Raw genomic sequence first — 25,504 nt, forward strand, 5'->3', positions numbered from 1 at the left:
GAGGGGAGCACCGGGCCCGGTGCAGTCAGCGGGTCACCAGCTCAGATAGCCCGCCTGGGTCTGCACGTTCAGCTCGGGCACCAGCAGGAACTGCGCCAGCCAGGTACGCGGGTCACGCAGCTCCAGCACGTCCAGTCCCTTCTGGATGTCGCTGGAGTAGATGTGGCCGTTGTACCAGTAGGCCGACCAGGACCCGCCGGTACGCAGCTGCGAGGAGTCCAGCGGCCCGCGCTCCCAGTAGGCGATCTCCTTGGGCTTGCGCGAGTCGGTGAAGTCCCACACCGAGATGCCGCCCTGGTACCAGGCCTGGACCATGATGTCGCGGCCGGGCACCGGGATCAGCGAGCCGTTGTGGGCCACGCAGTTCTCCGTGTCCGCGTTGACGCGGGGGATCTTGTAGTAGCTGCGGAACTCCAGCTTGCGGGCGTCGCCGCGCCCGGTGATGTCGTAGATGGCGTCCGCGCCGCGGTTCGGGCCGACCACCTCGTTGCAGGTGGCCGCGCCGCCGCCGCCCAGCTCGTCGGTGAAGACGACCTTGGTGCCGGCGTTGTTGAACGTGGCCGAGTGCCAGAACGCGAAGTTCTCCGCGTCGGTGACCCGCTCGATCAGCCGGGGCGCCTCGCGGTTCTTGATGTCCAGCAGGATGCCGTCACCCATGCAGGCGCCCGCGGCCAGGTCCTTCGACGGGTACGCCGTGATGTCGTGGCAGCCGGTGGTGGCCGACGACTGGCCCGGGATACCCGGGTAGCCGCCGTCCGGGAACAGGTTCGGCGTGGCGACCACGGAGGCCGTGGTGGGGTTCTTCACCGGCACCTTGACAATGGAGATGGAGTCGTGCGGCGGCTGGCAGTCCGGGAAGTCGGCGCGCGGGCTGTACGACGAGACGTACAGGTAGACGTTGCGCTTGTCCTTGCCGGGCACGAGCGTGTGGGTGTGTGAGCCGCACGCCGTCTCGACCGACTTGATGTAGCGCGGGTTGCGCTTGTCACCGATGTCGAAGATCTTGATGCCCTCCCAGGACTCCTTCACCGACGCCGGCTGGGTGGCGCTGGCGCAGGAGTCGTCGCTGCGGGAGGAGTCGGTCGACAGGAACAGCAGGTTGCCGTGGACCGAGATGTCGTTCTGCGAGCCGGGGCAGAGCACCTGCGACACGATCGTCGGGCGGTTGGGGCGGGAGACGTCGTAGACGACGAACCCGTCGTAGTTGCCGACGAACGCGTACCGCCCCTGGAAGGCGATGTCGGTGCCGAAGGCGGCCGTGGTGTCGAACGGCGCCTGCTTCGGCAGGTTCGCCACCTGACGCAGGTTGGGGCTGCTGGAGATCTCGTCGACACCGGGGACGGCGTTGTCCACCGTGGTCGGCGCGGCCTGGGCGCGGGGGATCGCCTGCGCGCTGCTCGGGGGCGCGGTGAAGACGCCGGCGAGCAGCAGGCCGGCGGCGGCCAGGCTGACGATCCGGATGCGGGACGTGCGGATGTTGATCATCGGCAACACCCTTCGAAAGGGGGTCATGATTCGCCACACCTTACCTATTGAAGACGTCCATCAATGTGACTTGGGTCACACTAGGGAACTTTCGTCTATGGATAGGATCGCTGTCACCTTGACCGGAGGAGGCGTCGTATGACCAGCCGGCAGGCGCGGGTGTGGGTGGGCGTCACAACACTGGTGACCCTCGTGGTGGTCGGCGCGCTGACGCTGACCGGGCGCGACGACGCCCGTACCCCGGAGGCGGCCGGAACCGTCGCGGTGGCCGAGCCGAGCGCGAGCGCCGCCGAGCCGGCGCCACCCGTGGTGGTGCCGGGGCGCCCGGGGGAACCTGCCGCGACCCGCGCCGCCGAGCAGGTCCGGGGCGCCACCACGCCGCGGTGGAACAGCCTCGACGTCTGGTACGTCCGGATGATGATCCCGCACCACGAGCAGGCCCTGGAGATGGCGGCGCTCGCGCCCGAACGCGCCGCCGACGCGCGCATCCGCGCCGTGGCCGAGCGGATCCGCGCCGCGCAGGGTCCGGAGGTCGGCCTGCTGCGCGCCTGGCTCAGCACGCGCGACCTGCCCGCCGACGTGCCCGGGCACGACCACGGCAGCATGCGCGGGATGCAATCCGCCGAGGCGATGCGGCGGCTCGCGGACGCGCGCGGTGCGACGTTCGACAGGCTGTTCGTGCAGATGATGTCCGATCACCACCGGGGCGCGATCGTCATGTCCACCGACCTGCTGAAGGTCGGCGTCGACCAGCCGATGCAGGAGTTCGCCACCGCGGTCGCGGTCGAGCAGTCCGCCGAGATCACCCGCATGCAGGCCCTCCTGACCCCCTGACCGCCCTCACCCCCACCCACCCCCACCCACCCCCACCCCGCCCCCACCCCGCCCTCACCCCGTCGATCATGAGGTTGGCTGCGACAAATCGGACAGCAATCGCCGCCAACTTCATGATCGACGGGGTGGAAGGCGGGGGTGGGCGCGAGGGCGCGGGGGAGGAGGGCGGGAGGGCGGGCCTAGGCTGGGGGGTCGTGAACCGCCTGATCCTCGGTCGTCCGCTGCGGGGCGTCGCGTTCGACGCCGCCGTGTGCGGGCTCGTCGTGTTCTTCGCGCTGTCCGGGTACCTCGCCGGGCAGACCGGGCTCGCGGCGTGCGCGGTCGGCCTGGCGATGGCGGCGGTGCTGTTCTTCCGGCGTACCCACCCGTCGGCGGTGGGCGCACTGGTGGCCGCGCTCGCGCTGGTCCAGGTGATCGCCGGCTGGGGTCCGCTCAGCTACGACATCGCCGTGCTGATCGCCCTCTACAGCGTGGTCAAGTACGCCGATCGGCTCCGCGACGGCATCGTGGCCGGGGTCGTCGCCGTGATCGGCGGGGTGCTCGCCGCGCTCCAGTCGCCCGGCGCCGCGCCCTGGTGGATGGGCGCGTTCTTCTACGCCCTGATCGTCGGCGCGGTCTGGCTGGCCGGGCTGAACCTGCGGACCCGCCGGCTATACGTGGTCAGCCTGGAGGAGCGTGCCGCCACGCTGGAGCGGGAACGGGAGGCGGAGGCGCGCGCCGCCGTCGCCGAGGAACGCACCCGTATCGCACGTGAGCTGCACGACGTGGTCGCCCACAGCATGGCCGTGATGATCGTGCAGGCGGACGGGGTGCGGTTCACCCTGGACCGGGACCCGGCCACCGCCCGGGAGGCGGCCAAGGTCGTGGCGGACACCGGCCGGCAGGCGCTGGAGGACATGCGACGACTGGTCGGCGTACTGCGGGAACCCGACCGCCCGGAGTCGCCGCCGGCGGTGGACGAGCCGGCCGCCGAGCCGGCGCACCGGCGACCCGCGCTGGTGGAACTGCCCGCGTTGCTCGACCGGTTCCGCGCCGCCGGGCTGCGGATCACCTGCGGCGGCGCCGGCGCCCCGCGGGCGCTGCCGCCCGGCCTGGAGCTGACCGTCTACCGGGTCGTGCAGGAGAGCCTGACCAACGCGCTCAAGCACGCGGGCGTCGGCGCGTCGGTGGAGCTGACGCTGGACTGGGGCGCGGACACCGTCGTGGTCCGGGCGGTGGACGACGGCGACGGCCGACCGGTGGTCCGCCCGGCGCCGTCCGGCGGGCACGGCCTGGTCGGCATGCGGGAACGGGTCGGGGTGTACGACGGCAGCCTCGCCGCCGGCCCCACACTCGCCGGTGGCTGGCGGGTACAGGCGCGGCTGCCACTGCCGGCGGCGGCCGGCATCGAGGAAGGGAGCGCGGCGGCGTGACCGTGCGGGTGATGATCGTCGACGACCAGGCGCTGGTGCGGGCCGGGTTCCGGATGGTGCTCGACTCCCAGCCGGACCTGCAGGTGGTCGGCGAGGCCATCGACGGCGCGGACGCGCTGCGGGTGCTGAACCGGGTCGATGCCGACGTGGTGGTGATGGACCTGCGGATGCCCACCATGGACGGGGTGGAGGCGACCCGGCGGATCTGTGCCCGTTCGGCCGGCGGCGGCCCGCGCGTGCTGGTGCTCACCACGTTCGACACCGAGGCCGACGCGTTCGCCGCGCTGCGCGCGGGCGCGAGCGGGTTCCTGCTCAAGAACGTGCCGCCGGAGGAGCTCATGGCCGCGATCCGGGTGGTGGCACAGGGCGACTCGGTGGTGGCCCCGTCAATCACCCGGCGGCTGCTCGACCGGTTCGCCGGGCAGCTCGGCCCCGCGCCGGCGGCGGACCCCCGGCTGGCGCAGCTCACCGAGCGGGAGCGCGAGGTGCTGCTGCTGGTGGCACAGGGGCTCTCCAACGCCGAGATCGCCGCCCGGGCGCACGTCGCGGAGGCGACGGTGAAGACACACGTGGGCCGGATCCTGGCCAAGCTCCAGCTCCGTGACCGGGTCCAGGCGGTGGTGCTGGCGTACGAGAGTGGCCTGATCACGCCCGGCGGCTGACCGTCCGTACGTCTCAGGTCGTACGGGTTCCCCCGGTGGGGGACGACCGTGGTCGCACCGAGGCCGAGCGCGCAGGTGGAGATCAACCAGCGGGTGCCGGACCTAGCGTCGGAAGGGTCTTCAGACCGTGTCCGACAGGAGCACCACCGTGACCGCAACACCGACCACAGGCGTCGCCCTCGCCGCCCGCGCGCTGCGCAAGGAGTACGGCGCCGGGCAGTCCCGCGTCGTCGCGCTCGACGGCGTCGACCTCGACCTGGCCGCCGCCCGGTTCACCGCCGTCATGGGCCCGTCCGGCTCCGGCAAGTCCACGCTGCTGCACTGCCTCGCCGGCCTCGACCGGCCGACCGCCGGGGCGGTCCACATCGGTGACGCCGACCTGACGCGTCTCGACGACCGGCGGCTCACCCGGCTGCGCCGGGACCGGATCGGTTTCGTCTTCCAGAAGTTCAACCTGCTGCCCACGCTCACCGCCGAGGAGAACATCGTCCTCCCGCTGGCGATCGCCGGCCGCCGGCCGGACGCGACGTGGCTGCGTCAGGTGGTCGCCGCGGTGGGCCTGACCGACCGCCTCGGGCACCGTCCGGCGGAGTTGTCCGGCGGGCAGCAGCAGCGCGTCGCGGTGGCTCGCGCGCTGATCACCCGGCCGTGGGTGATCTTCGCCGACGAGCCGACCGGCAACCTCGACTCGCGCTCCGGCGCGGAGGTGCTGCGACTGCTGCGCGAGGCGGTGGACACGCTCGGCCAGACCGTCGTCATGGTGACCCACGACCCGGCCGCCGCCGCGCACGCCGACCGGGTGGTCTTCCTCGCCGACGGCCGGCTGGTCGACGAGCTGCACGAGCCGACCGTCGGCGACGTCCGGGACGCGCTGAGCCGGCTCGACCCGGCCGCGGCCCCGGCGGGGCGGTGAGCGGCATGCTGCGCCTGACCCTGCGCCAGGTCCGCGCCGACGGCCTGCGCCTGCTGCTGTCCTCGCTGGCCGTCGTGCTCGGCGTCGCGTTCGTCGCCGGCACGCTGATGTTCATCGACGGCATGCGCGCCGGGGCGTACGAGCGGGCCGGTGAGTTCGACCGACACACCGACGTGGCCGCGTACGCCGAGACCGACCCGCTGCCCCCGGCGCTCGTGGACCGGGTACGCGCCGTCGACGGGGTGGCCGCCGCCGCGGGCGAGCTGACCGGCTCCGCCGGGGTGGTCGGCGCCGACGGCCGTCCCGTGCTCGGGTACGCGGTGCTCGCCGCGATCCCGACCGAGGCGGACCTCCAGTCCTACGACGTGGTGACCGGGCGGCTGCCACAGCGCCCCGGCGAGGTGGTGCTGGACGACGAGACCGTCGCCGAGCAGCGCTTCACGGTGGGCGGCCCGGTGTCGATCGGCGGGCGGGACGGTGCGGCCCGCCCGTTCACCCTGGTCGGCACCGTCGACGTGGACGGCAGCTCCCGCGACGTCGGTGGCCCGTACATCGGGCTGACCGGCCCGGACGCGCTCACCGTCAGCGGCGAGAAGGGCTATGGCCGGATCATGGTGGCGGCGCGGCCCGGAGTGGACGCGGCGGCGCTCGCCGACCGGGTCCGCGCCGTGGTGGGGCCGGACGTGACGGTCCGGGACCGGGACGCCGTCCTCGACGCGGCCGTCGACGACGCGGTACGCGACCTGCGGCAGTTCGGGATGCTGCTGGGCACGTTCGCGGCGGTGGCGGTGGTGGTGGCCGGCTTCGTGATCGCCAACACCTTCGCCATCGTGCTCGCCCAGCGCTCCCGGCGTACCGCGCTGCTGCGCCTGGTCGGCGCCACCCGGGGCCAGATCTACCGGGCCACGCTGTCCGAGGCGGCGGTGACCGGCCTGCTCGCCTCCGCGGCCGGGGTGCTGGCCGGCGCGGCGGTGGCCGGGGGCCTCGGCCTCCTGCTCGCCGGCACGGGGGCGCCGCTCGGCGGCGGACTCACCCTGACCCCGCGTACGCTGCTGGTCTCGCTGGGGCTGGGGACGCTGCTCACCGTGGCATCGGCCGCGTTGCCGGCCTGGCAGGGCACGCGGGTCGCCCCGGTGGCCGCGCTCACCGACGCGGCGATCAACCCGGTCCGCCCGGCCGGGCGGCTCCGGCTGGCGGTCGGCGCGCTGGCGCTCGCCGCCGGTGTGGCGGCGCTGGCCGGCGCCGGGGCCACCGGTCAGGTGGTGCTGGTCGCGGCCGGCGGGTTGCTGGCCTTCGGCGGCATCGTGGCGTTCGGCCCGGTGCTGGTGCCGGCGCTGGTACGGGTGCTCGGCGGGCCGTTCCGCGCGGCGTTCGGCGCGACCGGCGGGCTGGCCGTGTCGAACGCGGTGCGCAACCCGCGCCGGGTCGCCGCGACCGCGACGGCCATGGTGATCGGCATCGGGCTGGTCTCGGCCTTCGTGGTCGGCGCGGCGAGCGTCAAGTCCGGCATCGAACGCGCGGTGGACGCGCGGATCGGCGTGGACTTCCTGGTCACCGGCATCGGCGGTGACCTGCCGGCCACGCTCGCCGACGACTTGGCCGCCCGCCCGGAGCTGGGTGTGGTGCACGAGCAGCGCAGCCGGGTGGTCGGCGACGTGCAGCTGCGCGCCGCGCATCCGGCGCTGGTCCGGCGGACGCTGTCCGCCGTGGACGCCGGTGACCCGGCGGACCTGGGGCCGGGGTCGGTGCTGGTGCACCGCGAACTGGCCGCGGACCGGGGCTGGGCGGCCGGCTCCACGATCACCCTCGCCGGGCGGCCGTTCCGGGTCGCCGCGGTGGTGGCCGACGAGGAGCCGGTGCTGGCCGGCAGCCCGGTGCCCGCCGGTCACCTGGTGGACGTGCTGGACGCCGACTTCAGCGCCCTGTTCCCCGCCGAGCGCGGCTACCTGGCCGAGGTGGACCCGGCCGCCGGGGTGAGCGTCGACGCGGCCCGGAGGGCTGTCGAGTCGGTGCTGGCCCGATACCCGACGGTGAACGTGATGGACCAGGCCGCGTACAAGAAGATGCTCACCGGCACGGTCGACCTGGTGCTGGGGTTCGTCACCGCGCTGCTCGGCCTGGCCGTGGTGATCTCGCTGGTCGGGGTCGCCAACACGCTCAGTCTGTCCGTGGTGGAACGCACCCGGGAGACCGCGGTGCTGCGCGCGGTCGGCCTCAGCCGGGCCGGGATGCGGGGCGTGCTCGCGGTCGAGGCGGTGCTCACCGCGCTCGTCGGCACGCTGCTCGGCATCGCGCTCGGCACCGGGACGGCGGCCGGGGCGACGGCCGTGGTGGCCCGCATCGGCGGTGACTTCACGCTGGTGCTGCCCTGGGGACGGATCGGGCTGATCGTCGCGGTGTCGGTGGTGGCCGCGCTGCTCGCCTCGCTCCGGACACGGACGAGCCGGCTCCGCCGTGGGCGGGGCCGGCTCGTGGGTGCCGTGGGTCAGGGCTGGGTGACCGGCTGCCCGCCGGTGTCTCCGCCGCCGGTGCCGGTGCCGGGGTCGGCGGTGGTCGGGTCCGGCGCCGGCGCCGTGGTGGGTGCCGTCGTCGTCGGCGCGCTGGACGGCGTGCTGCTCGGCTCGTCCGTCGGGGCGGGCTCGTCAGTCACGCTCGGCTGCGCCGACGGGATCGCCGAGGCGCTCGGCGTCACCGAGGGCGTGGCCGACGGCCGGCCGCCCGGACCGGCCGGGCGGTAGGTGTAGTAGTCGTCATCCGCCGACGGCTCGTCGGCGACCGGCTCGGCGGCCTGGTCGCTCGGCGCCACCGCGGGCGCCGTCTTGTCGATCTTCGTAGCGGGTTCGGCCGTGTCGTTCGCGGCCGCCACCAGTGCGCCCAGCGCGCCCATCGCCACCAGCACCGCGCCGAGCGCCCCGACGAGCGTGCCGCGCCGGCCCCGCCGCCGCGACGTCGCCACCGCGGCGCCCGGGCGGACCGCCGGCTGGTCGTCCCGCGACCGCGCCGTACCCGCGGCGCCACGCAGCGCCACGGTCGCCGTCGGCGAGTCGGTACGCGCGGCCCGCGCCGCGTCGGCCATCGCCGCCGCGCTCGGGTAGCGGTCGGCCGGATCCTTCGCCAGCGCCCGCGACACCAGTTCCCGCACCGACGCCGGGATATCCGCCGGCAGCTCCGGCGGCTCGTCGTCGAGATGGCGTACGGCCACCTGGAGGGGGTTGTCGCCGGTGAACGGCGGGCTGCCGGTGAGGCAGCAGTACGCGACGGCGCCGAGCGCGTACACGTCGGTGGCACCAGAGACGGGCCGGCCGGCGGCCTGCTCCGGCGCCATGTAGAGGGCAGTGCCGGGCACCGCGTTCGTGCTGGTGATGCTCGTGACGTTGGTCGAGCGGGCCACCCCGAAGTCGACCAGGACCACGGTGCCGTCGTCCTGCACGAGCAGGTTGCTCGGCTTCACGTCCCGGTGGACGATGCCCCGGTCGTGCGCCGCGTGCAGCGCCTGCGCCACCTGGGCCACGATCGACATCGTCTCGGCGACCTCGAGCTGCCCGGCGGTTTCGATCCGCCGCGACAGCGGCTCACCGGCGACGAACTCCATCACCAGGTAGTCGGCCCGGCCGCCGCTGGGCAGGTCGTCCTCACCGCAGTCGAAGACCTGGACCACGCCGGGGTGGCGCAGCGAGGCCATGATCCGGGCCTCGGAACGGAATCGGGCGATGAAGTCGGGGTCGGACACCAGGGCGGGAAGCAGCACCTTCACCGCGACCGGACGACCGAGGACCAGGTCGGTGGCACGCCAGACGTCGCCCATGCCGCCGGTGGCGACACGGTCATCCAGGCGGTACCGACCGCTGAGTACGACGTCTGAGGACAGCACCCCCATACCGTACCCACAGCAGGCGCGAAGTATTTCCCGCGATATCCGCGTCCGGCTCCGCCGGCCCGAACGGCCGGGTGCCCGGCAGCCGGGACGCCGATCGGCTGATCGTGATCGACCCGGTACGATCGGCCAGAAAGTCATGCGCCCCCGCGCTCGCGGTCCGCCGTGCCGGCGGTGATCCATCCGGGGGAGCGTCGCGACCGCCCTGAGCGTTACCCCGACACGCCGATGGCGGGGCTAGACATTTCTCTCTGTTTTCCCCGCCTCCGACGGCTTGCCGAAGCACTCGGTCCCTCCCGGAGTCGGCCCGACTCCCGGCCGCCCCGGGTCGCCGGTACGGTATGTCCCGCCGACGCCCGTGCCGCGCGGCAGTGTCCAAGGCGCACCGCACGCTCGTGCGCGTGCCTGATCAGCTCACCGGGGGGCCGAGTGCGGATGGCGGTGTGGTCGGCACCCGTCGACGCCCGGCGTCGGGCCGTCACGGGACGGCAAGCGTGACGGCCGAGCTGAACGAGGCGGTCGCCGGGGCGCAGGCGGGCGACGAGGAGGCGTTCCGTTTCCTCTACCGCAGCCTGCAACCCGCGCTGCTGCGCTACCTGACCGCCCTCGTCGGTGCCGACGCCGAGGACGTGGCCTCGGAGGCGTGGCTCCAGATCTCGCGCGACCTGCCGTCGTTCACCGGCGGCGAGTTCCGCGCATGGGTGGTCACGATCGCCCGCAACCGAGCCATGGACCATCTGCGCCGGCAGCGGCGGCGTCCCTCCGTGCCGGTGCCCCTGCAGGCGCTCAACGACCTGGCCGCCGACGTCGACACCGCCGACCGGGCCGGTGAGGCGATCGCCACCGAGAGCGCGTTGGCGCTGATCCGTACGCTGCCGCCGGCCGAGGCCGAGGCGGTGATGCTGCGGGCCGTCATCGGCCTGGACGCGGAGACGGCCGGACGGGTGCTGGGCCGGCGGGCCGGCGCGGTTCGTACCGCCGCGCACCGGGGCCTGCGCCGGCTGGCCGCGCTGCTGGAGCGCTCGGCGGCGTCGGACGACGTCCGGGACGCCGTCGCGCCGCGTCCCCGTACCGACCGCCAGGTGCCGCACGCGCCCGAGGCCGAGCCGGCGGAGGGCTGACGTGAGGGGAGACGACGGCATGCACGCTCGCCGGTCCGGCGGGCCCGCCGACCGGGCGGAATCCGACCGCCTGCTCGACGCGGCGCGCGCCGGCACGCCGCCGGGGGCCGACGCCGACCCGCTGACCCGGCTGCTGTCCGCCGCCGCCGGACCGGCGGCCCCCGGCGAGGTCGCCGGGGAGGAGCGGGCGCTCGCCGCCTTCCGGGCGGCCCGCGCCACGGACGGGACGGCCCCGACGGCGGCGGCGGTGGCCGCGCCGCGCCCGCGCCGGCGCCTGCGGATCGCCGCCGCGCTGTCCGGGCTGGCCGCCACCGCGGTCGCCGGGGTGGCGTTCGCCGCCGTGCGCCTGGACCGCCCTCCCGAGCCGGTGGTCCCGCCCGCGACGACGGCCGGACCCACCGGCGCCGGACCGACCGGCACCGGCCCCGGCGTCACCGGGCCGTCGCGGCCGGCGCCGGGCACCCCGGCCGGCGACGCGTCCGGCGCGGCGTCGCCACCGGCGCCGACCCCGGCGTCGTCCGGGACGCCGAGCGCCGAGGGCGGGCCACCCGCGCCCGCGGCCACCAGCGGCCGGATGGCCGGCCACTGCCGCGCCTACCTGGCCAAGCCGGAACGGCAGCGGGAGAAGGCGCTCACCACGCCGGGCTTCGCCGACCTGGTGGCCGCCGCGGGCGGCCCCGAGCAGGTGGAGAGCTACTGCCGGAACCTGGTCGGCGCGCCGGCGGAGGGCCCGGACGACGAGCCGGAGCCCGAGCGCCCGGGTCCGCGGACGGACGACTGAACGCCGCGGCGCAATCAGATTCCGGACAAAATTTCATCTCTCCGGGCAAGCGGATCTCGTCTGCTAGACAGAGGATGGTTGGGCGGCGTTCCCGTGCCGTCCCGGCCGGGCGCGTCGCGACGACGTCGTCGCCCATCGCCGAGGAGGAGCCGTCCCATGGTGATGTCGCCGGATCTGGACCGGGCAGTCGTCCTGGGGGACGAGGAGGCGGCCCGGGGCCACCTGGCCCGGATCTGCTTCAAGACCGGGCCACCCGCACTCGTCGGCGTCGAACTGGAGTGGACCGTGCACGACGCCGCGGACCCGGCCCGGCCGGTCGACCGCGAGCGACTACGCGAGGCGCTGGGGCGGCACAGCCCCGTGGCCCTCGACCCCACCAGCCCGGCCGACGAGCTCCGGCGCGGCGGCGCCGTGACCGTGGAGCCCGGCGGGCAGGTGGAGATCTCCGCGACACCGCGATCGTCGGTCGCCGCGCTCATCCTCGCCACCGAGGCCGACGTCGCCGAGCTGCGGGCCCGGCTGGACGCCGCCGGCCTGGTGCTCGGCCGCAGCGGCATCGACCCCTGGCGCCTTCCCCGGCCCGTCGTGGAGACCCCGCGCTACCGGGCCATGCGGTGTGCCTTCGACCGCCGTGGCCCGGCGGGACGGGCGATGATGTACAGCACCGCCGGCCTCCAGGTCTGCCTGGACGCGGGCGAGCCGGGCCATCTGGCGCAGCGGTGGGCCGCCGCGCACGCCGTCGGCCCGCCGCTGCTCGCCGCCTTCGCCACCGCCGACCGGCACGCGGGGCGCCGCACCGGCTGGGCCTCCGCCCGGATGGCCACCTGGCTGGCCATCGACCCGGCCCGGACGCGTCCGGTCTGGTCGCCCGAGCGCGCCGACGAGGACCCGGTGGCGGCCTGGACCGGGTACGCGCTCGCCGCGCCGCTGCTCTGCGTACGCGGCGACGGCCCGGACTGGACCGCGCCGCCCGGTGTCACGTTCGCCGACTGGCTGGCCGGGGCGCTGCCCCGCCCGCCCACCACCGACGACCTGGAATACCACCTCAGCACGCTGTTCCCGCCGGTACGCCCGCGCGGCTACCTGGAGCTGCGCTACCTGGACACCCAGCCCGGCCCGGAGTGGACCGTGCCGCTGGCGGTGCTGGCGGCGATCTTCGCCGACCCGGCGACCACCCGGGACGCGCTGGCGGCTGCTGCTCCGGTCGCCGACCGGTGGCGCGCGGCGGCCCGGTGCGGGCTGGCCGAGCGCCCGCTGGCGACCGCCGCGGCGGCGCTGTTCGACCTGGCCCTGACGGCCCTGCCCCGGCTGGAACTGCCGGCCGGCATCCACGACGAGACCCAGCGAGCGATCCGGCGGCACCGCGCCGCCGCGGAGAGGGGACACCGGTGACCACCACCGAGCGACTACGCGACCGCATCGCCGCGGAGCTGGAGCGCACCCGGGCCCGTACCGCGCTGCTGACCGACGCGGTGGACGACGACGACCTGGTCCGGCAGCACTCCACGCTGATGTCGCCGCTGGTCTGGGACCTGGCGCACGTCGGCAACCAGGAAGAGCTGTGGCTGGTCCGCGACGTCGGCGGCCGCGACCCGGTGCGCCACGACATCGACGACCTCTACGACGCGTTCAAGCAGCCACGCAAGGACCGGCCGGCGCTGCCGCTGCTGCCGCCGGCCGAGGCCCGCGCGTACGTGCGTACGGTGCGGGACAAGGTGTTCGACCTGCTCGACGGCATCCGCTTCACCGAGCGTCCCCTCGTCGCCGACGGGTTCGCATTCGGCATGATCGTGCAGCACGAGCAGCAGCACGACGAGACCATGCTCGCCACCCACCAGCTGCGCGCAGGCGCCCCGGTGCTCGACGCGCCGCCCCCGCCGGAGCCACGGGCCCGGGTCGGCGGGGAGGTGCGGGTGCCGGCCGGGCCGTTCACCATGGGCACGTCCACCGACCCGTGGGCGCTGGACAACGAGCGCCCGGCTCACACCGTCGACCTGCCGGCGTACCTCATCGACGCCGCGCCGGTGACGAACGGGCAGTACCGGGCGTTCATCGCCGACGGCGGGTACGACGAGCCGCGCTGGTGGAGCGAGGCGGGCTGGCGGCACCGCGTCGAGGCGGACCTGAGCGCGCCGATGCACTGGCGGCGCGACGGGGACGGCTGGGCGCACCGCCGGTTCGGCCGCTGGTCGGCGGTACGCGACGACGAGCCGGTGGTGCACGTCTGCTGGTACGAGGCGCAGGCGTACGCGGCGTGGGCCGGCAAGCGGCTGCCCACGGAGGCGGAGTGGGAGAAGGCGGCCCGCTGGGATCCGGCGACCGGCCGATCCCGCCGCTACCCCTGGGGTGACGACGACCCGACCACCGAGCACGCCAACCTGGGCCAGCGGCACCTGTGGCCGGCGCCGGTGGGCGCGTACCCGGCCGGCGCCTCGCCGCTGGGCGTGCACCAGCTCGTGGGCGACGTCTGGGAGTGGACCTCCTCGCCGTTCCGGGGCCACCCGGGCTTCGTCGCCTTCCCCTACCAGGAGTACTCGGAGGTCTTCTTCGGCGACGACCACCGGGTGCTGCGCGGCGGCTCGTTCGGCACCGACCGGTCCGCCTGCCGGGGCACGTTCCGCAACTGGGACTACCCGATCCGGCGGCAGATCTTCAGCGGGTTCCGCTGCGCCCGTGACGCCGGCCCGGAGGAGTGAGCCGGCCCGATGTGCCGTCACCTCGCGTACCTCGGTCCACCTGTGCTCCTGCACAGCCTGCTGTTCGACCCGCCGTACGGGCTGCTGCGCCAGTCGTGGGCGCCGCGTGACATGCGCGGCGGCGGCACGATAAACGCCGACGGCTTCGGCGTCGCCTGGTACCCGGACGACGGCGACCCGGTCCGCTACCGGCGGGCCCAGCCGATGTGGAGCGACACCACTCTGCCGGAGCTGGCCGCCGTGACGCGGGTGCGGGCGGTGCTGGCCGCGGTCCGCTCCGCCACGGTCGGCATGCCGCTGCACGAGACCGCCGCGGCGCCCTTCGCCGAGGGGCGGTGGCTGTTCAGCCACAACGGCGTGGTGAAGGGCTGGCCGGACAGCCTGGTCCCGCTCGCGGCCGGCCTGCCCGTCCGCGACCTCGTCACGCTCGACGTGCCGACCGACTCGGCGCTGCTGTGGGCGCTGCTCCGGCACCGGTTGCGAGCCGGCGCGCCGCCGGACGAGGCGGTGGCGGACACCGTCGCGGCGGTCGCCGCCGCCGCTCCCGGATCGCGGCTGAACCTGCTGCTCAGCGACGGTACGACGGTGGTGGCGAGCACGGCCGGGCACGCGCTGTCGGTGCGCCGCGGCCCGGACTCGGTGCTGCTGGCGTCCGAACCGTTCGACGACGACCCGGCCTGGCGGGCCGTGCCGGACGGCCGGCTCGTGGTGGCGACCACGGGCGGGCTCGACGTGCGGGAGACGACCGCCGCCCGACGATCCGTACCCACCGCGAGAGAGGACACCCGATGAGCGCGGAGCCGCTGGAGATCCACCTGGAGCAGCAGGACCTCGACCGCGGGTTGCGGGAGGACGTACGGGTCGGGCTGGCCGCGACGCCGAAGTGGCTGCCGCCGAAGTGGTTCTACGACGCCCGGGGAAGCGAGCTGTTCGAGGAGATCACCCGTCTGCCGGAGTACTACCCGACCCGGGCCGAGCGGGCGGTGCTGGCCGCGCACGCGGACGACGTCGCGGCGATGACCGGCGCGAAGACGCTGATCGAGCTGGGGTCGGGCTCGTCGGAGAAGACGCGGCTGCTGCTCGACGCGTTCACCCGCCACGGTGACCTGGGCACGTTCGTGCCGCTGGACGTCTCGGTGAGCGCGTTGCGGTCGTCCACCGAGCAGATCGCGGCCGCGTACCCGGGGCTTCGGGTGCGGGGGATCGTCGGCGACTTCACCCGTCACCTGGACCGGTTGCCCACCGGCGGCCGGCGTCTGGTGGCGTTCCTCGGCGGCACGATCGGCAACCTGCTGCCGGCGGAGCGGGCCGAGTTCCTCACCGCGATGCGCGCGGCGCTGGAGACCGGCGACTGGCTGCTGGTCGGCACCGACCTGGTCAAGGATCCGGGTGTGATCGTGCCCGCGTACGACGACGCGGCGGGCGTGACCGCCGAGTTCAACCGCAACGTGCTCCGGGTGATCAACCGCGAGCTGGGCGCGGACTTCGACGTCGACGCGTTCCGGCACGTGGCGGTCTGGGATCCGCGGCGGGAGTGGATCGAGATGCGGTTGCGCGCCGAGCATCCGACCGGGGTGCGGGTCCTGGACACCGACGTGGTGTTCGCCGCCGGCGAGGAGCTGCGGACCGAGGTGTCGGCCAAGTTCCGGCCGGAGGGCGTCGCGGCCGAGCTGACCGCTTCCGGGTTCGACCGGCGGGCGTTCTGGACCGACCCGGACGGGCTGTTCGGGGTGAGCCTGGCGCGGGCCGACTGAGCGCCGCCGTGGCCCCGCCCACACCCGGTGACCGGGCCTGCCGGTGATCGGCTAGGCTGGGCGGCGCGAAGGGGAGTAGCCCCCAATGTCGTGGTCGACACACTGGTGCGTTCCGCATCCGGCCACGCGGCCCCGGTCTCCGGGGCGGGCGAGACCTTCGACTCAGGCTGTCGCAGCCGGGTCGAGGGCGCCCCCGTTCCTCCTCCCGGCTTGATCGGGAAGGTTCACATGGAGGGTTTCCTCGTCGCGCTGGTGGTCAGCTTCGGCGTCATCTTCGTCGCCGAGCTGGGCGACAAGTCCCAGCTCATGGCACTGACGTTCGCCACGCGGTTCAAGCCGGTGCCGGTGCTCATCGGCATCACGATCGCCACCGCCGTCGTCCACCTGGCCTCGGTGGCCATCGGGTACGGCCTGAACGCCGCCCTGCCCACCGACTGGATCTCGCTGGTCGCCGGTCTGGCGTTCCTCGGCTTCGGCGCGTGGACGCTGCGCGGTGACAAGCTGACCGAGGAGGAGAAGCGCAAGGCCGAGCGCGGCGGCCGGTCCGCGGTCATCGCCGTGGGTGTGGCGTTCTTCCTGGCCGAGCTGGGCGACAAGACCATGCTCGCCACCATCACGCTGGCCACCAAGTACGGCTGGTTCGGCACATGGCTCGGGTCGACGCTCGGCATGGTGGCCGCGGACGCGCTGGCGATTCTGGTGGGCCGGATGCTCGGCCGGCACCTGCCGGAGCGGACCATCCGCTACGGCGCGGCGGTGCTGTTCGCCATCTGCGGTCTCTGGCTGATCTTCGAGGCGGTCTCCGAGCTGACCTGAGCTGACCTCACGTGAGTGGCGCGGCGGCGCCCGATGATCGGAGACCGCTCCGGTGGGTAAGTAGCCCGGGTGAGCGCCGTGGCGGTGACCGCCCGGCGGAGGACGAATTGGCACGACCGGGAGGTTCCGCCCATGAGCAGGCACGACGAGCCCAACGAGTACGGCTTCGCCGGGGGCGCCACCGCGCCGGAACCGCCGCCGGGCGGGCGTGAGGACGAGCAGGACCGCGCCGAGCAGGTGGCCGTGCCCGGTGACGACCTCACCGGCCCGGCCGCCGAGGCGCTCGAGGAACCGGAGCGCAAGCGCGAGCCGCGCCCGGCCGAGCGCCGGAGCTGAGGCGTACCGCGTGGCACGTGCGGCGGGTGTGACCGGCTGGTCGCACCCGCCGCGCCGGCTTCAGGCCGGGCCCTCCTGGTAGACGTCCGGGATGCCGTCACCGTCGGCGTCCCGGCTCTCCCGTTCGCTGATCCGCCGGTAGACCCGGTTGCGGCGGACCAGCACCACCGAGGCGAGCAGGGCGGAGATCAACGAGCCGAGCAGCACGGCCACCTTGACGCCGTCCTCCTCCGGGCTGCCGGCGCCGAACGCCAGCTCGCCGATGAGCAGCGACACGGTGAAGCCGATGCCGGCCAGCAGCGCCAGCCCGAGCAGGTCGGCCCAGGTGATCTCCTCGTCCAGCTCGGCCCGGGTGAACCGGGCGAGCAGGTACGTCGACCCGAACACGCCGATCACCTTGCCGAGCACCAGCCCGGCGGCCACCGCGATCACCACCGGGTTGGTCAGCACGCCGCCCACGTCCACGCCGACGAGCGTCACCCCGGCGGCGAAGAAGGCGAAGACCGGCACGGCCAGGCCGGCGGAGACCGGCCGCCAGCGGTGCTCCAGCTGCTCGGCCAGGCCGGGCGCGCCGTCGCGGCCGCGCAGCACCGGCACGGTGAAGCCGAGCAGCACGCCCGCCACGGTGGCGTGCACGCCGGAGGCGTGCACCAGCGTCCAGGCGGTCACCGCCAGCGGGATCAGCGCCCACCACCAGGTCCGGCGGCGCTGCACGAGCAGCCCGAACGCGGCAATCGGCAGCAGTGCGCCGAGCAGCGGCAGCGGCTGGAAGTCGGCGGTGTAGAACACCGCGATGATGGTGATCGCGAAGAGGTCGTCGACCACCGCGAGGGTGAGCAGGAACGCGCGCAGCCCCTGCGGCAGGTGGGAGCTGACCACGGCGAGCACGGCGAGCGCGAAGGCGATGTCGGTGGCGGTGGGGATGGCCCATCCGCGCAGGCCGGCGCCGCCGGCACCGAGTGTCACCGCCAGGTAGATCAACGCGGGCGCGATCATGCCGCCGAGCGCGGCGATCACGGGCAGCGCGGCCCGCCGGGGGTCGCGCAGGTCACCGGCGACGAACTCGCGCTTGAGTTCCAGCCCGACCACGAAGAAGAAGATCGCCAGCAGCCCGTCGGCGGCCCAGGTGCGCAGGCTGAGGTCGAGGTGCAGGCCGGCGCCGCCGGGCCAGGGCACCCAGTGGCTCAGTTCGGCGTACGCGGCACGCCACGGTGAGTTGGCCCAGATCAGAGCGAGCACTGCGCCGAGCAGCAGCAGGCCGCCGCCGACCGTCTCGGTGCGCAGCACGTCGGCCAGGAAGCGGGCCTCCGGCCAGGAGCGGCGGGACAGCAGGCGGGACCGGTGCGGGGTGTGCTGGGGCATGCGGCGTCCGTTCGGAAGCTGGGGTCGGCGGAACAATCGCCGACCAGGCTTCCCGGCACACCGGGACCAACCCTAACGGGCGCCGCCACCGGCGGCGAGCCGAGCCGGCCGATGGGACGCCCGTCTCACCACCTGGGTGGGGCGTCCCATCGGCCGGCCGGTCAGCGTTGCCCGGGCAGCGCCGGCAGGGACACCCCGGCCGGGTCGCAGAACGCGGCCATCCGCTTGATCAGCTCGTCCGGGTCGGCGTACGGGTCGAGGCCGCGTACCTCGTCCGGGTCCAGTTCGGGCACGGGGACGTGGGAGATCAGCGGGTGCAGCGGCCGGCTGTCCACCTCGTCGGCGCCGAACAGGTGCTCGTGCAGCTTCTCGCCCGGGCGCAGACCGGTGAAGACGATCTCCACCGGACGGTCCGCCTCGGCGGCCAGCCGGCGTGCCACGTCGGCGATCCGTACCGGCTCGCCCATGTCGAGCACCAGCGCCTCGCCGCCCCGGCCGATCGTCGCGGCCTGGAGCACCAGGTGCACCGCCTCCTGCACGGTCATGAAGTAGCGCGTCACGTCGGGGTGGGTGACGGTGATCGGCACCCCCGCCCGGATCTGCGCCTGGAACGCGGTGAGCACCGAGCCGCGGCTGCTGAGCACGTTGCCGAACCGGACGCTCAGGTACCGGCCGTTGAGCCGCTGCGCGTGGTGCGCGGTGAGCCGCTCGGTGATCCGCTTGGAGTAGCCGAGGACGCTCTCCGGGTTGGCCGCCTTGTCGGTGGAGATGTTCACGAACTCGGCGACGTCGCGGCACGCCTCCAGCACGTTCAGCGTACCCATGATGTTGGTCTTGATCGCCTCACCGGGATGGCGCTGGAGCAGCGTGAGGTGCTTGAGCGCCGCGGCGTGGAACACCACGTCGGGCTGCCGGTCGGCGATCACCCGGGCGATGCACTCGGCGTCGCGGATGTCGGCCAGGATCAGCTCCGGCCCGTCCAGCAGCGCGCGCCCGTGCAGGGACATCTGCAAGGCGTGCAGCGCGGACTCGTCCCGGTCGAGCATCATCAGCTCGTCGGGCTCGCAGCGGGCGATCTGGCGGCACAGTTCCGAGCCGATCGAGCCGCCGGCGCCGGTGACGAGCACCCGGCGTCCGGCCAGCCCGCCGCGCTCGACGCTCAGCTCGGCCACCCGGTGCGCGCGGCCCAGCAGGTCGGTGAGCTGGAGGTCGCGTACGTCGGTGGCGGCCACCGGGCGGTCGAGCACCTCGCGTACCGGTGGCAGGACCTTGAACGCCGCCCCGGCCTCCAACGTGCGGGTTCGGACGTCGCGCAGCAGCTGAGGGTCGGAGCCGCTCATCGAGAAGATGACGGTGCTCGCCCGGGTGGCCCGGACGACGGCGGCGATCTGCTCCCGGCCGCCGAGCACGCGCAGCCGCTCCAGCCGCAGGCCGCGGCTGTCGGGTGCGTCGTCGAGCAGGCCCACCGGCCGGTAGCTGCTGTCCGGGTCGTGCAGCAGCACCCGGACGAGCCGCTCGCTCGCGGCGTCCACCCCGTAGATCAGGCAGCGCTCGGCGTGTCGTGCGGCGGGCGGCCGGCGGTCGGCGTGGGCCCGCCAGAGTCCCCGGGCGGCCGCCATCACCACGAGCGCCACCGCGCCGCCGACCAGCGGCGTGCTGGCCGGGACCGGGTGCTGCGTCCACGGCAGGACGGCGACGAAACCGACGGCGGTGACGAGCGCGACGGTGACGGCCAGGCCCTGCGCGTCGCCGGCGCTGCCGATCGGATACCGGCCGTAGAGCCGGGACCGCAGCAGCGTGAGCGCGGCGTACAGCGCGGCGCAGGCCAGCGCCAGGCCGAGCGTGCGGGCGCTGGCGGCGGCGGTGAGGTCGAACCCGTACCTCGTCCAGGCGGCGCCGAGAAAACCTCCGCACCACGCGGCCGTGTCCAGCGTTAACAGGGAAAGGGTGGCGGCGCGGTGGGTGATCCGGCCGGGAGGTCGAACGGCTGTGATCGCGTCACGATCCATGGGCTGCCCTCTGTGTCCTATCCGTATTGAAAGGATTAGACCGTCTGTGCCTGTTCGGTCGTTTACTGTCGTCCAGTCACGTAACGTCGTGAATAGGCGATTCGATCCTGGCACGGCGACTGGGGTTTTTAGGGGGCTTTCGTGCAGTTTCATCGGCAGACCGGCGTGTCGCGAGGGGGAGCGTGATGGACGTTCTCGGCTACCTGCGCCTGGTCCGACGCCACTGGTGGATCGTGCTGGTGACGGTGATGCTCGGCCTGGGCACCGCCGCGCTGGTGACGGTCCGGACGGCGCCTCGGTACGAGGCCTCGGTGACGTTCTTCGTCACCACGCCCAGCCAGGGGGTCACCGACGCCTACCAGGGCAGCCTCTTCCTCCAGCAGCGGGTGAAGTCCTACGGTGACCTGCTCACCAGCGACCGCCTGGCGCAGAGCGTGGTCGCCGACGCGCCGCTCGGCCTCACCGCCGACCAGGTGCGCAGCCGGATCCACACCACCGCCACGGCGGGCACGGTCCTGCTCAAGGCGACGATCACCGACACCGACCAGACCCGGGCGTTGAAGACGACCGAGACGCTCGCGACGAAGTTCACCGAGCTGGTACGCAAGGTCGAGACGCCGCCGGACGGAAAGTCCCCGCCGATCAAGATCGAGGTGGTCAGCGGTCCCCGTGTCACCTCCAACCCGGTCTCCCCGCAGCCCACCCGCAACCTGGTCCTGGGCGGTCTGCTCGGCCTGCTGCTCGGCGTCGGCCTGGCCGTGCTCCGCGGGGTGGCGGACGTCCGGATGCGCGACGGCGCCGGGCTGCAACGGGTGACCGGCAGTCCGCTGCTCGGCGAGATCCCCTACGAGACCGGCGCGCGCTCGGCGCCGCTGATCGTCGGCGACGCGGCCACCTCGGCCCGGGCCGAGGCGGTCCGCAAGCTGCGTACCAACCTGCGCTTCGTGGACGTGCACGAGCCGGCCCGGGTCATCGCGGTCACCAGCGCGCTTCAGGGCGAGGGCAAGACCACGATGGCCTGCAACACCGCCATCGCGCTGGCCGAGGCCGGCTGGCGGGTGCTGCTGATCGACGCCGACCTGCGCCGCCCCAAGGTCGCCGACTACCTCGGGCTCGACGGCGGCGTCGGCCTCACCGACGTGCTCGTCGGCGACGTCCAGGTCGGTGACGTGGTGCAGCGCTGGGGGGAGAAGTCCCTGCTGGTGCTGCCCAGCGGCGCCACCCCGCCCAACCCCAGCGAGCTGCTCGGCTCCAAGTCCATGGCGGACCTGCTGGTCGCGCTGCGGGACTCGGCGGACATCGTGGTCATCGACACCGCACCGCTGCTCGCGGTCACCGACGGCGTGGTGGTGGCCGTGCAGGCCGACGGCGCGCTCCTGGTCACCCAGCAGGGGCGTACCTCCCGCAGCCAGGTCGCGGCGGCGGCCCACGCGCTCAGCTCGGTCTCGGTGCGCCTGCTCGGCTGCGTGCTCAACATGGCCAAGGTGGCCAAGGCGGACGCCTACCAGTACGAGGCGTACAAGGTGGTCGTGCCGCCCGCGGCGCCCTCCGTGCCGGCCGACCGGGCCGGCGCCCGCCGGGGCGCGAAGGCCGTGGGCGACCGGACGCAGGAACTCACCCGGCTGTCGCGATGAGCGCGAGCACGGGCCGGATCGACCGCTCGATCTCCTCGGCGCAGCGCCGGAAGTCGGCAGGCGAGCCGCCGATCGGATCGCGCAGGTCCTCCGCGTCGGGGGCGGCGGGTTGCAGCCGCCCCCGGGCGCGGACCGCGGCCGACACCGCCGCCCGCAACGGCGTGCCCGCGTCCGCCTCCGCCTCGGCGGGGCGGGCCTCGGCCGCCAGCCGGGCGAACTGCCGCAGCGTGAACGTCCGGGTCAGCGCGGCCGGCGCCAGCGCGGTGCAGGCCGAGCGTTGCCGACGGGTCGCGGTCAGCACCAGCGCCGCCCCGGTCAGGTGTTCCGGGCGCAGCCGGCGGGTCCGGAAGGCCGCCGGGTCCGCGCCGGTGGCCGCGGTCACCTCGACCGCGTACGGGTGCATGGCCGCCCCGTCGATCGCGTCGGTCCCCGCGCTGGTCACCGCCAACGGCAGGCCGGTCAGCATCCGGCGGGCGATGAACTCCGCCATCGGTGACCGGCACATGTTCGCGTGGCAGACGAAGAGCACCTCGTCGACCATCTGCACCCCTCTCGTCGGCACGGTCGCGACGGAGGGTGCCGCGACGGCGTTCTTCCGGCAGTCGCGGCCGGACGCAGAGGGGATGCGGGAATGGTACGCGGTGCGGCGCCCGGCCGTCCGGAAAGCCGCGCCGGGAGCGCGGCCATGAGGGTCGGCATCCTCACCTACCACTTCCCGCCCGAGCCGGCGTTCGTCCCGGGCAGCCTGGCCGAGGAGCTGGTGGCCCGGGGCCACGAGGTACGGGTGCTCACCGGGTTCCCGGACTACCCCGGCGGCCACGTCTATCCCGGCTGGCGACAGCGCTGGCGGCACCAGACGCACAGCGAGCGGCTGACCGTGCGCCGGGTGCCCCGGTACGCCGCGGGCGACGGTTCCGCCCGTGCCCGCACCACGAGCTGGCTGTCCTTTGCCGGCAGCGCCGCGCTCGCCGGCCGGGGCCTGCTGCGCGACGTCGACGTGCTCTACGTCTACGGCCACCCGGCGGTCACGTTCGCGGCCACCGGGCTGCGGCGGCTGCTCGGCCGCACGCCGACAGTCCTGCACGTGCAGGACGTGTGGACCGAGCGGGACGGGCGCGCGGAGGGGGACAGCGGGTGGCCGGCGCGGCTGGAGGCCGCCACCCGCCGCCTCTACCGGGAGGCGGCAGTGGTAGCTGTCGGTTCGCCGTCCATGGCGGATCTGGTCCGCGCCGGCGGGGCCGACCCGGGCCGGGTGCGCACCGCGCCGAACTGGACCGACGAGCGCATCTTCCGGCCCACCCAGGCCGGTCCGGCGGTGCGGCGACTGGTCCGCCGGGACGACCGCTGCGTGGTGATGCACGCGGGGACGATCGGCGCGCGCCAGGACCTGGAGACGGCGGTCCGGGCGGCGGCGGCCCTCGGTGACCGGATGGACCTGGTGCTCGTGGGCTCGGGTCCGCAGGAGCGGCGGGTGCGAGGGCTCGCCGCCGACCTCGGCGCGGACAACATCCGGTTCCTGGAACGACGGTCCGCTGTGGACATGCCGCAGCTCTACGCCGCCGCCGACTACCAGCTCGTGGCCCAGCGCGACCTGCCGGCGCTGCGCGGCCGGGTGCCCGGCAAGCTCCAGGCCGCGCTCGCCTGCGCCGCGCCGGTGGTCGCCTCCGCCGCGGGGGAGACGGCCGAGGTGGTGGAGCGGGCCCGCGCCGGCCTGTCCTGCCCGCCCGAGGACTGGGCGGCCCTGGCCGACCGCTTCTGGCTGGCCGCCGCCATCCCGCCGGCCGCCCGGCTCGACATGGGCAGGCGGGGCCGCGACGCGTACCTGCGGGACATGTCGATGCGGGCCGGTGTGGACCGGATCGAGGCGCTGCTGCACGAGGCGGCCGCGCGGACGTCGAACCGAACAAAGCTCGCACACAGCCGATAAATCGTCAGAGTGTCGAATATCGCCTCGAACATGCACTTTGCCGTGCTAAAAAGCACTCGATCGCGAATTGTGTCCGATTCGACCGACACGTAGGGGGAATCCGTGACCGGACCTGGTGCCACGCCCGGCCGGCGGCGCCGCTCGCGGCGGCGCCGGCGCGCCCGGGTCCGCCGGACCCTGCTGACCGGACTGGTCGTCGTGTCGGTGCTGCTCAGCGCCGGCGGCTGGGTCGCGTTCCGGGGCTGGCAGGCCCGCGCCCACCTGGTCAACGCCGCCGGACTGGCCCGGGAGCTCAGCGCCCAGGTGCTCGACGGCGACGTGGCCCGGGCCCAGCGCACGCTCGCCGCGTTGCAGGAACAGGCCGCCGCCGCGCGCGGCGAGACCGGGGATCCGGTGTGGTGGGTCGGCCAGCAGACCCCGTACGCGGGGGACAACCTGGCCGCGGTACGGCAGATCTCGGTGGCGGTGGACGACCTGGCCCGGCTCGCGTTCCCCACGTTGCTGCGCGTCGACCTCGCCTCGCTGGTGCCGAAGCAGGGCAAGCTGGACCTGGCCCGCCTGCGCGCCGTCTCGGCCGAGGTCTCCGCCGCCGACCAGGCGGTGCGCACGACGGCCGACCGGCTGCGGAAGGTGCCCACCGGCGACCTCGTGACGCAGGTACGCGACGCGGTCACCGCGCTGCGCGCGGAGCTGGACCAGCTCGGCGAGCTGACCTCGGCGGCTGATCGCGGCGCGCGGCTGCTGCCGCCACTTCTCGGCGCGGACGGGCCGCGCAGCTATCTGCTGGTCTCGCAGAACCCGGCCGAGCTGCGCGCCACGGGCGGCATGTTCGGCGCGTACGCCGTCCTGCGCGCCGAGGGCGGACGGATCCGCCTCGTGAAGCAGGGCAGCTCGTCCGATCTGCGGTTCTTCGACCCGCCACTCAAGGTCGACGCGGAGGCGAAGCGGCTCTGGGGCGATCTGCCGGGCATCTATCCGGCGGACGTGAACCTCAACCCGGACTTCCCGGCCGCCGCCGCGCTCTACCGGGACATGGTTCGCCGCCGGACCGGCACCACCGTGGACGGTGTGCTGGCGGTGGACCCGGTGGTGCTGTCGTACCTGCTCGGCGTCGTGGGTCCGGTCAACGTGCCGGACGGGCCGGCGCTCGCCCCCGCCACCGCCGTCCGCACGCTCCTCAGTGATTCGTACCGGGACCTGGGCACGAAGGACCAGGACGAGTACTTCACCAAGGCGGCCTCGGGCGTCTTCGACACCCTGTTCACCAAGACGATCGACCCACGGGCACTTTTGACCGTTTTTACCCGTTCAATCAATGAACGTCGGATATTGTTCTGGAGTGTCCGATCTGAGGAGCAACGCGCACTGGCCGGCAGCCGGCTGGCCGGTCAGCTCCCGGAGAAGGACACCGTGCCGACCGTCGGTGTGTTCCTCAACGACGGCAGCGGCGCGAAGCTCGGCTACTACCTCAGGTTCTCGGCCACCGTGACGGTCGGCGAATGCCACCCGGACGGACGCCGCGAGCTGCGGCTGAAGGTCACGGTGCACTCCACCGCCCCGAAGTCGGGCCTGAGCAAGTCGGTCACCGGACTGGCTCTGGCCGGCGACAAGTACACCGCACGCACCTTCGTTTCCGTGCACACGCCCACCGGCGGCGCCGTCCTCACCGGCCGACTGGACGGACGGGACACCGCGATGGGCAGCGGCACCGACGGCCGCCGCCAGGTGGCGGTCGCGAAGGTCGAGGCCCGCCCGGGACAGACCCGGACGCTCGACGTCACGGTGCTCACCGGCAAGACCGGCGCCGGGACGGCCGAGCTGGTGCACACGCCCACCGTCACCCCATGGACCACCCAAGTAGTCAACGCACCAAGCTGTGAACAGTAGG

Annotated in this window: 20 protein-coding genes and 1 pseudogene; 16 read left to right on the forward strand and 5 right to left on the reverse strand. The window is 74.3% G+C overall.

What is annotated here, in order from left to right; all coding sequences use genetic code 11:
• Nucleotides 1-33: 33 nt before the first annotated feature.
• Nucleotides 34-1,485, reverse strand: coding sequence for an LVIVD repeat-containing protein (locus GA0070562_RS08230; protein ID WP_091417960.1), 1,452 nt, complete (start codon nt 1,483-1,485; stop codon nt 34-36).
• Nucleotides 1,486-1,623: 138 nt separating this feature from the next.
• Here GA0070562_RS08230 and GA0070562_RS08235 point away from each other — a divergent pair, with 138 nt between their 5' ends.
• The 5 genes and pseudogenes from GA0070562_RS08235 to GA0070562_RS08255 all read left to right on the forward strand — a co-directional run.
• Nucleotides 1,624-2,319, forward strand: coding sequence for a DUF305 domain-containing protein (locus GA0070562_RS08235; RefSeq protein ID WP_091417963.1), 696 nt, complete (start codon nt 1,624-1,626; stop codon nt 2,317-2,319).
• A gap of 194 nt (nt 2,320-2,513) precedes the next feature.
• The gene (locus GA0070562_RS08240; RefSeq protein ID WP_091417967.1) at nt 2,514-3,731 is read left to right on the forward strand and encodes a sensor histidine kinase; all 1,218 of its coding nucleotides are present in this window, start codon (nt 2,514-2,516) and stop codon (nt 3,729-3,731) included.
• The gene (locus tag GA0070562_RS08245) at nt 3,728-4,393 is read left to right on the forward strand and encodes a response regulator (RefSeq protein WP_091417971.1); all 666 of its coding nucleotides are present in this window, start codon (nt 3,728-3,730) and stop codon (nt 4,391-4,393) included. The genes GA0070562_RS08240 and GA0070562_RS08245 overlap by 4 nt, the downstream gene beginning before the upstream one ends.
• A gap of 148 nt (nt 4,394-4,541) precedes the next feature.
• Nucleotides 4,542-5,306, forward strand: coding sequence for an ABC transporter ATP-binding protein (locus tag GA0070562_RS08250; protein WP_091417974.1), 765 nt, complete (start codon nt 4,542-4,544; stop codon nt 5,304-5,306).
• A 5-nt stretch (nt 5,307-5,311) separates the two neighbouring features.
• Nucleotides 5,312-7,738, forward strand: a pseudogene (locus GA0070562_RS08255) (ABC transporter permease); the annotation flags it as partial.
• 53 nt (nt 7,739-7,791) lie between these two features.
• On the opposite strand, the gene GA0070562_RS08260 reads toward GA0070562_RS08255, so the two are convergent.
• Nucleotides 7,792-9,177, reverse strand: a complete 1,386-nt coding sequence (locus tag GA0070562_RS08260; RefSeq protein WP_225853204.1) for a serine/threonine-protein kinase — start codon at nt 9,175-9,177, stop codon at nt 7,792-7,794.
• Between the two features lie 497 nt (nt 9,178-9,674).
• On the opposite strand from GA0070562_RS08260, the gene GA0070562_RS08265 reads away from it, so the two are divergent.
• The 8 genes from GA0070562_RS08265 (at nt 9,675) to GA0070562_RS08300 (ending at nt 16,684) form a co-directional block, all read left to right on the forward strand.
• Nucleotides 9,675-10,301 carry an RNA polymerase sigma factor gene (locus tag GA0070562_RS08265; RefSeq protein ID WP_091417982.1) on the forward strand — a complete coding sequence of 209 codons (627 nt, stop codon included), beginning with the start codon at nt 9,675-9,677 and terminating at the stop codon, nt 10,299-10,301.
• Between the two features lie 19 nt (nt 10,302-10,320).
• Nucleotides 10,321-11,082, forward strand: a complete 762-nt coding sequence (locus GA0070562_RS08270; protein ID WP_244254136.1) for a hypothetical protein — start codon at nt 10,321-10,323, stop codon at nt 11,080-11,082.
• Between the two features lie 156 nt (nt 11,083-11,238).
• Complete coding sequence (gene egtA, locus GA0070562_RS08275) at nt 11,239-12,474, forward strand: ergothioneine biosynthesis glutamate--cysteine ligase EgtA (RefSeq protein ID WP_091417989.1); 1,236 nt, start codon at nt 11,239-11,241, stop codon at nt 12,472-12,474.
• Nucleotides 12,471-13,778: an ergothioneine biosynthesis protein EgtB gene (gene egtB / locus GA0070562_RS08280; RefSeq protein WP_091417992.1), complete on the forward strand. Its 1,308-nt coding sequence runs from the start codon at nt 12,471-12,473 to the stop codon at nt 13,776-13,778. Before egtA ends, egtB begins: the two co-directional genes overlap by 4 nt.
• A 9-nt stretch (nt 13,779-13,787) precedes the next feature.
• Nucleotides 13,788-14,570 carry an ergothioneine biosynthesis protein EgtC gene (egtC, locus tag GA0070562_RS08285; RefSeq protein ID WP_091417996.1) on the forward strand — a complete coding sequence of 261 codons (783 nt, stop codon included), beginning with the start codon at nt 13,788-13,790 and terminating at the stop codon, nt 14,568-14,570.
• Nucleotides 14,567-15,532, forward strand: a complete 966-nt coding sequence (gene egtD, locus GA0070562_RS08290) for an L-histidine N(alpha)-methyltransferase (RefSeq protein WP_091418002.1) — start codon at nt 14,567-14,569, stop codon at nt 15,530-15,532. Before egtC ends, egtD begins: the two co-directional genes overlap by 4 nt.
• 228 nt (nt 15,533-15,760) lie before the next feature.
• Nucleotides 15,761-16,348 (forward strand): TMEM165/GDT1 family protein, encoded by a 588-nt coding sequence (locus tag GA0070562_RS08295; protein ID WP_091418007.1) that lies wholly within the window; start codon nt 15,761-15,763, stop codon nt 16,346-16,348.
• 132 nt (nt 16,349-16,480) lie between these two features.
• Nucleotides 16,481-16,684: a hypothetical protein gene (locus GA0070562_RS08300; protein WP_091418011.1), complete on the forward strand. Its 204-nt coding sequence runs from the start codon at nt 16,481-16,483 to the stop codon at nt 16,682-16,684.
• A 60-nt stretch (nt 16,685-16,744) separates the two neighbouring features.
• On the opposite strand, the gene nhaA is transcribed toward GA0070562_RS08300, so the two are convergent.
• Together nhaA and GA0070562_RS08310 are read right to left on the reverse strand one after the other, a co-directional pair.
• A complete protein-coding gene (gene nhaA / locus GA0070562_RS08305; protein WP_091418016.1) occupies nt 16,745-18,046 on the reverse strand; it encodes a Na+/H+ antiporter NhaA in 1,302 nt (433 codons plus the stop codon).
• 161 nt (nt 18,047-18,207) lie between these two features.
• The gene (locus GA0070562_RS08310) at nt 18,208-20,055 is read right to left on the reverse strand and encodes a nucleoside-diphosphate sugar epimerase/dehydratase (protein WP_091418020.1); all 1,848 of its coding nucleotides are present in this window, start codon (nt 20,053-20,055) and stop codon (nt 18,208-18,210) included.
• A gap of 185 nt (nt 20,056-20,240) precedes the next feature.
• Between GA0070562_RS08310 and GA0070562_RS08315 the strand changes: the two genes are divergently transcribed.
• Nucleotides 20,241-21,689, forward strand: a complete 1,449-nt coding sequence (locus tag GA0070562_RS08315) for a tyrosine-protein kinase domain-containing protein (protein WP_091418023.1) — start codon at nt 20,241-20,243, stop codon at nt 21,687-21,689.
• Here the strand turns inward: GA0070562_RS08315 and GA0070562_RS08320 are convergent.
• Nucleotides 21,670-22,251 carry an arsenate reductase/protein-tyrosine-phosphatase family protein gene (locus GA0070562_RS08320; RefSeq protein WP_225853205.1) on the reverse strand — a complete coding sequence of 194 codons (582 nt, stop codon included), beginning with the start codon at nt 22,249-22,251 and terminating at the stop codon, nt 21,670-21,672. The genes GA0070562_RS08315 and GA0070562_RS08320 overlap by 20 nt on opposite strands.
• A 123-nt stretch (nt 22,252-22,374) precedes the next feature.
• Between GA0070562_RS08320 and GA0070562_RS08325 the strand changes: the two genes are divergently transcribed.
• Nucleotides 22,375-23,616, forward strand: coding sequence for a glycosyltransferase family 4 protein (locus tag GA0070562_RS08325; protein ID WP_091418028.1), 1,242 nt, complete (start codon nt 22,375-22,377; stop codon nt 23,614-23,616).
• A gap of 102 nt (nt 23,617-23,718) precedes the next feature.
• Nucleotides 23,719-25,503: a DUF4012 domain-containing protein gene (locus tag GA0070562_RS08330; RefSeq protein WP_091418031.1), complete on the forward strand. Its 1,785-nt coding sequence runs from the start codon at nt 23,719-23,721 to the stop codon at nt 25,501-25,503.
• Nucleotide 25,504: the final 1 nt, after the last annotated feature.

Source organism: Micromonospora tulbaghiae (genome assembly GCF_900091605.1).
Classification (GTDB): domain Bacteria; phylum Actinomycetota; class Actinomycetes; order Mycobacteriales; family Micromonosporaceae; genus Micromonospora; species Micromonospora tulbaghiae.

What these genes read in the sequence shown, in the direction of transcription:
- GA0070562_RS08230 (WP_091417960.1), bottom strand. Translation starts at nt 1,485, where the DNA reads ATGATCAACATCCGCACGTCCCGCATCCGGATCGTCAGCCTGGCCGCC.
- GA0070562_RS08235 (WP_091417963.1), top strand. Translation starts at nt 1,624, where the DNA reads ATGACCAGCCGGCAGGCGCGGGTGTGGGTGGGCGTCACAACACTGGTG.
- GA0070562_RS08270 (WP_244254136.1), top strand. Translation starts at nt 10,321, where the DNA reads ATGCACGCTCGCCGGTCCGGCGGGCCCGCCGACCGGGCGGAATCCGAC.
- egtA (WP_091417989.1), top strand. Translation starts at nt 11,239, where the DNA reads ATGGTGATGTCGCCGGATCTGGACCGGGCAGTCGTCCTGGGGGACGAG.
- egtC (WP_091417996.1), top strand. Translation starts at nt 13,788, where the DNA reads ATGTGCCGTCACCTCGCGTACCTCGGTCCACCTGTGCTCCTGCACAGC.
- egtD (WP_091418002.1), top strand. Translation starts at nt 14,567, where the DNA reads ATGAGCGCGGAGCCGCTGGAGATCCACCTGGAGCAGCAGGACCTCGAC.
- GA0070562_RS08295 (WP_091418007.1), top strand. Translation starts at nt 15,761, where the DNA reads ATGGAGGGTTTCCTCGTCGCGCTGGTGGTCAGCTTCGGCGTCATCTTC.
- GA0070562_RS08300 (WP_091418011.1), top strand. Translation starts at nt 16,481, where the DNA reads ATGAGCAGGCACGACGAGCCCAACGAGTACGGCTTCGCCGGGGGCGCC.
- nhaA (WP_091418016.1), bottom strand. Translation starts at nt 18,046, where the DNA reads ATGCCCCAGCACACCCCGCACCGGTCCCGCCTGCTGTCCCGCCGCTCC.
- GA0070562_RS08310 (WP_091418020.1), bottom strand. Translation starts at nt 20,055, where the DNA reads ATGGATCGTGACGCGATCACAGCCGTTCGACCTCCCGGCCGGATCACC.
- GA0070562_RS08315 (WP_091418023.1), top strand. Translation starts at nt 20,241, where the DNA reads ATGGACGTTCTCGGCTACCTGCGCCTGGTCCGACGCCACTGGTGGATC.
- GA0070562_RS08325 (WP_091418028.1), top strand. Translation starts at nt 22,375, where the DNA reads ATGAGGGTCGGCATCCTCACCTACCACTTCCCGCCCGAGCCGGCGTTC.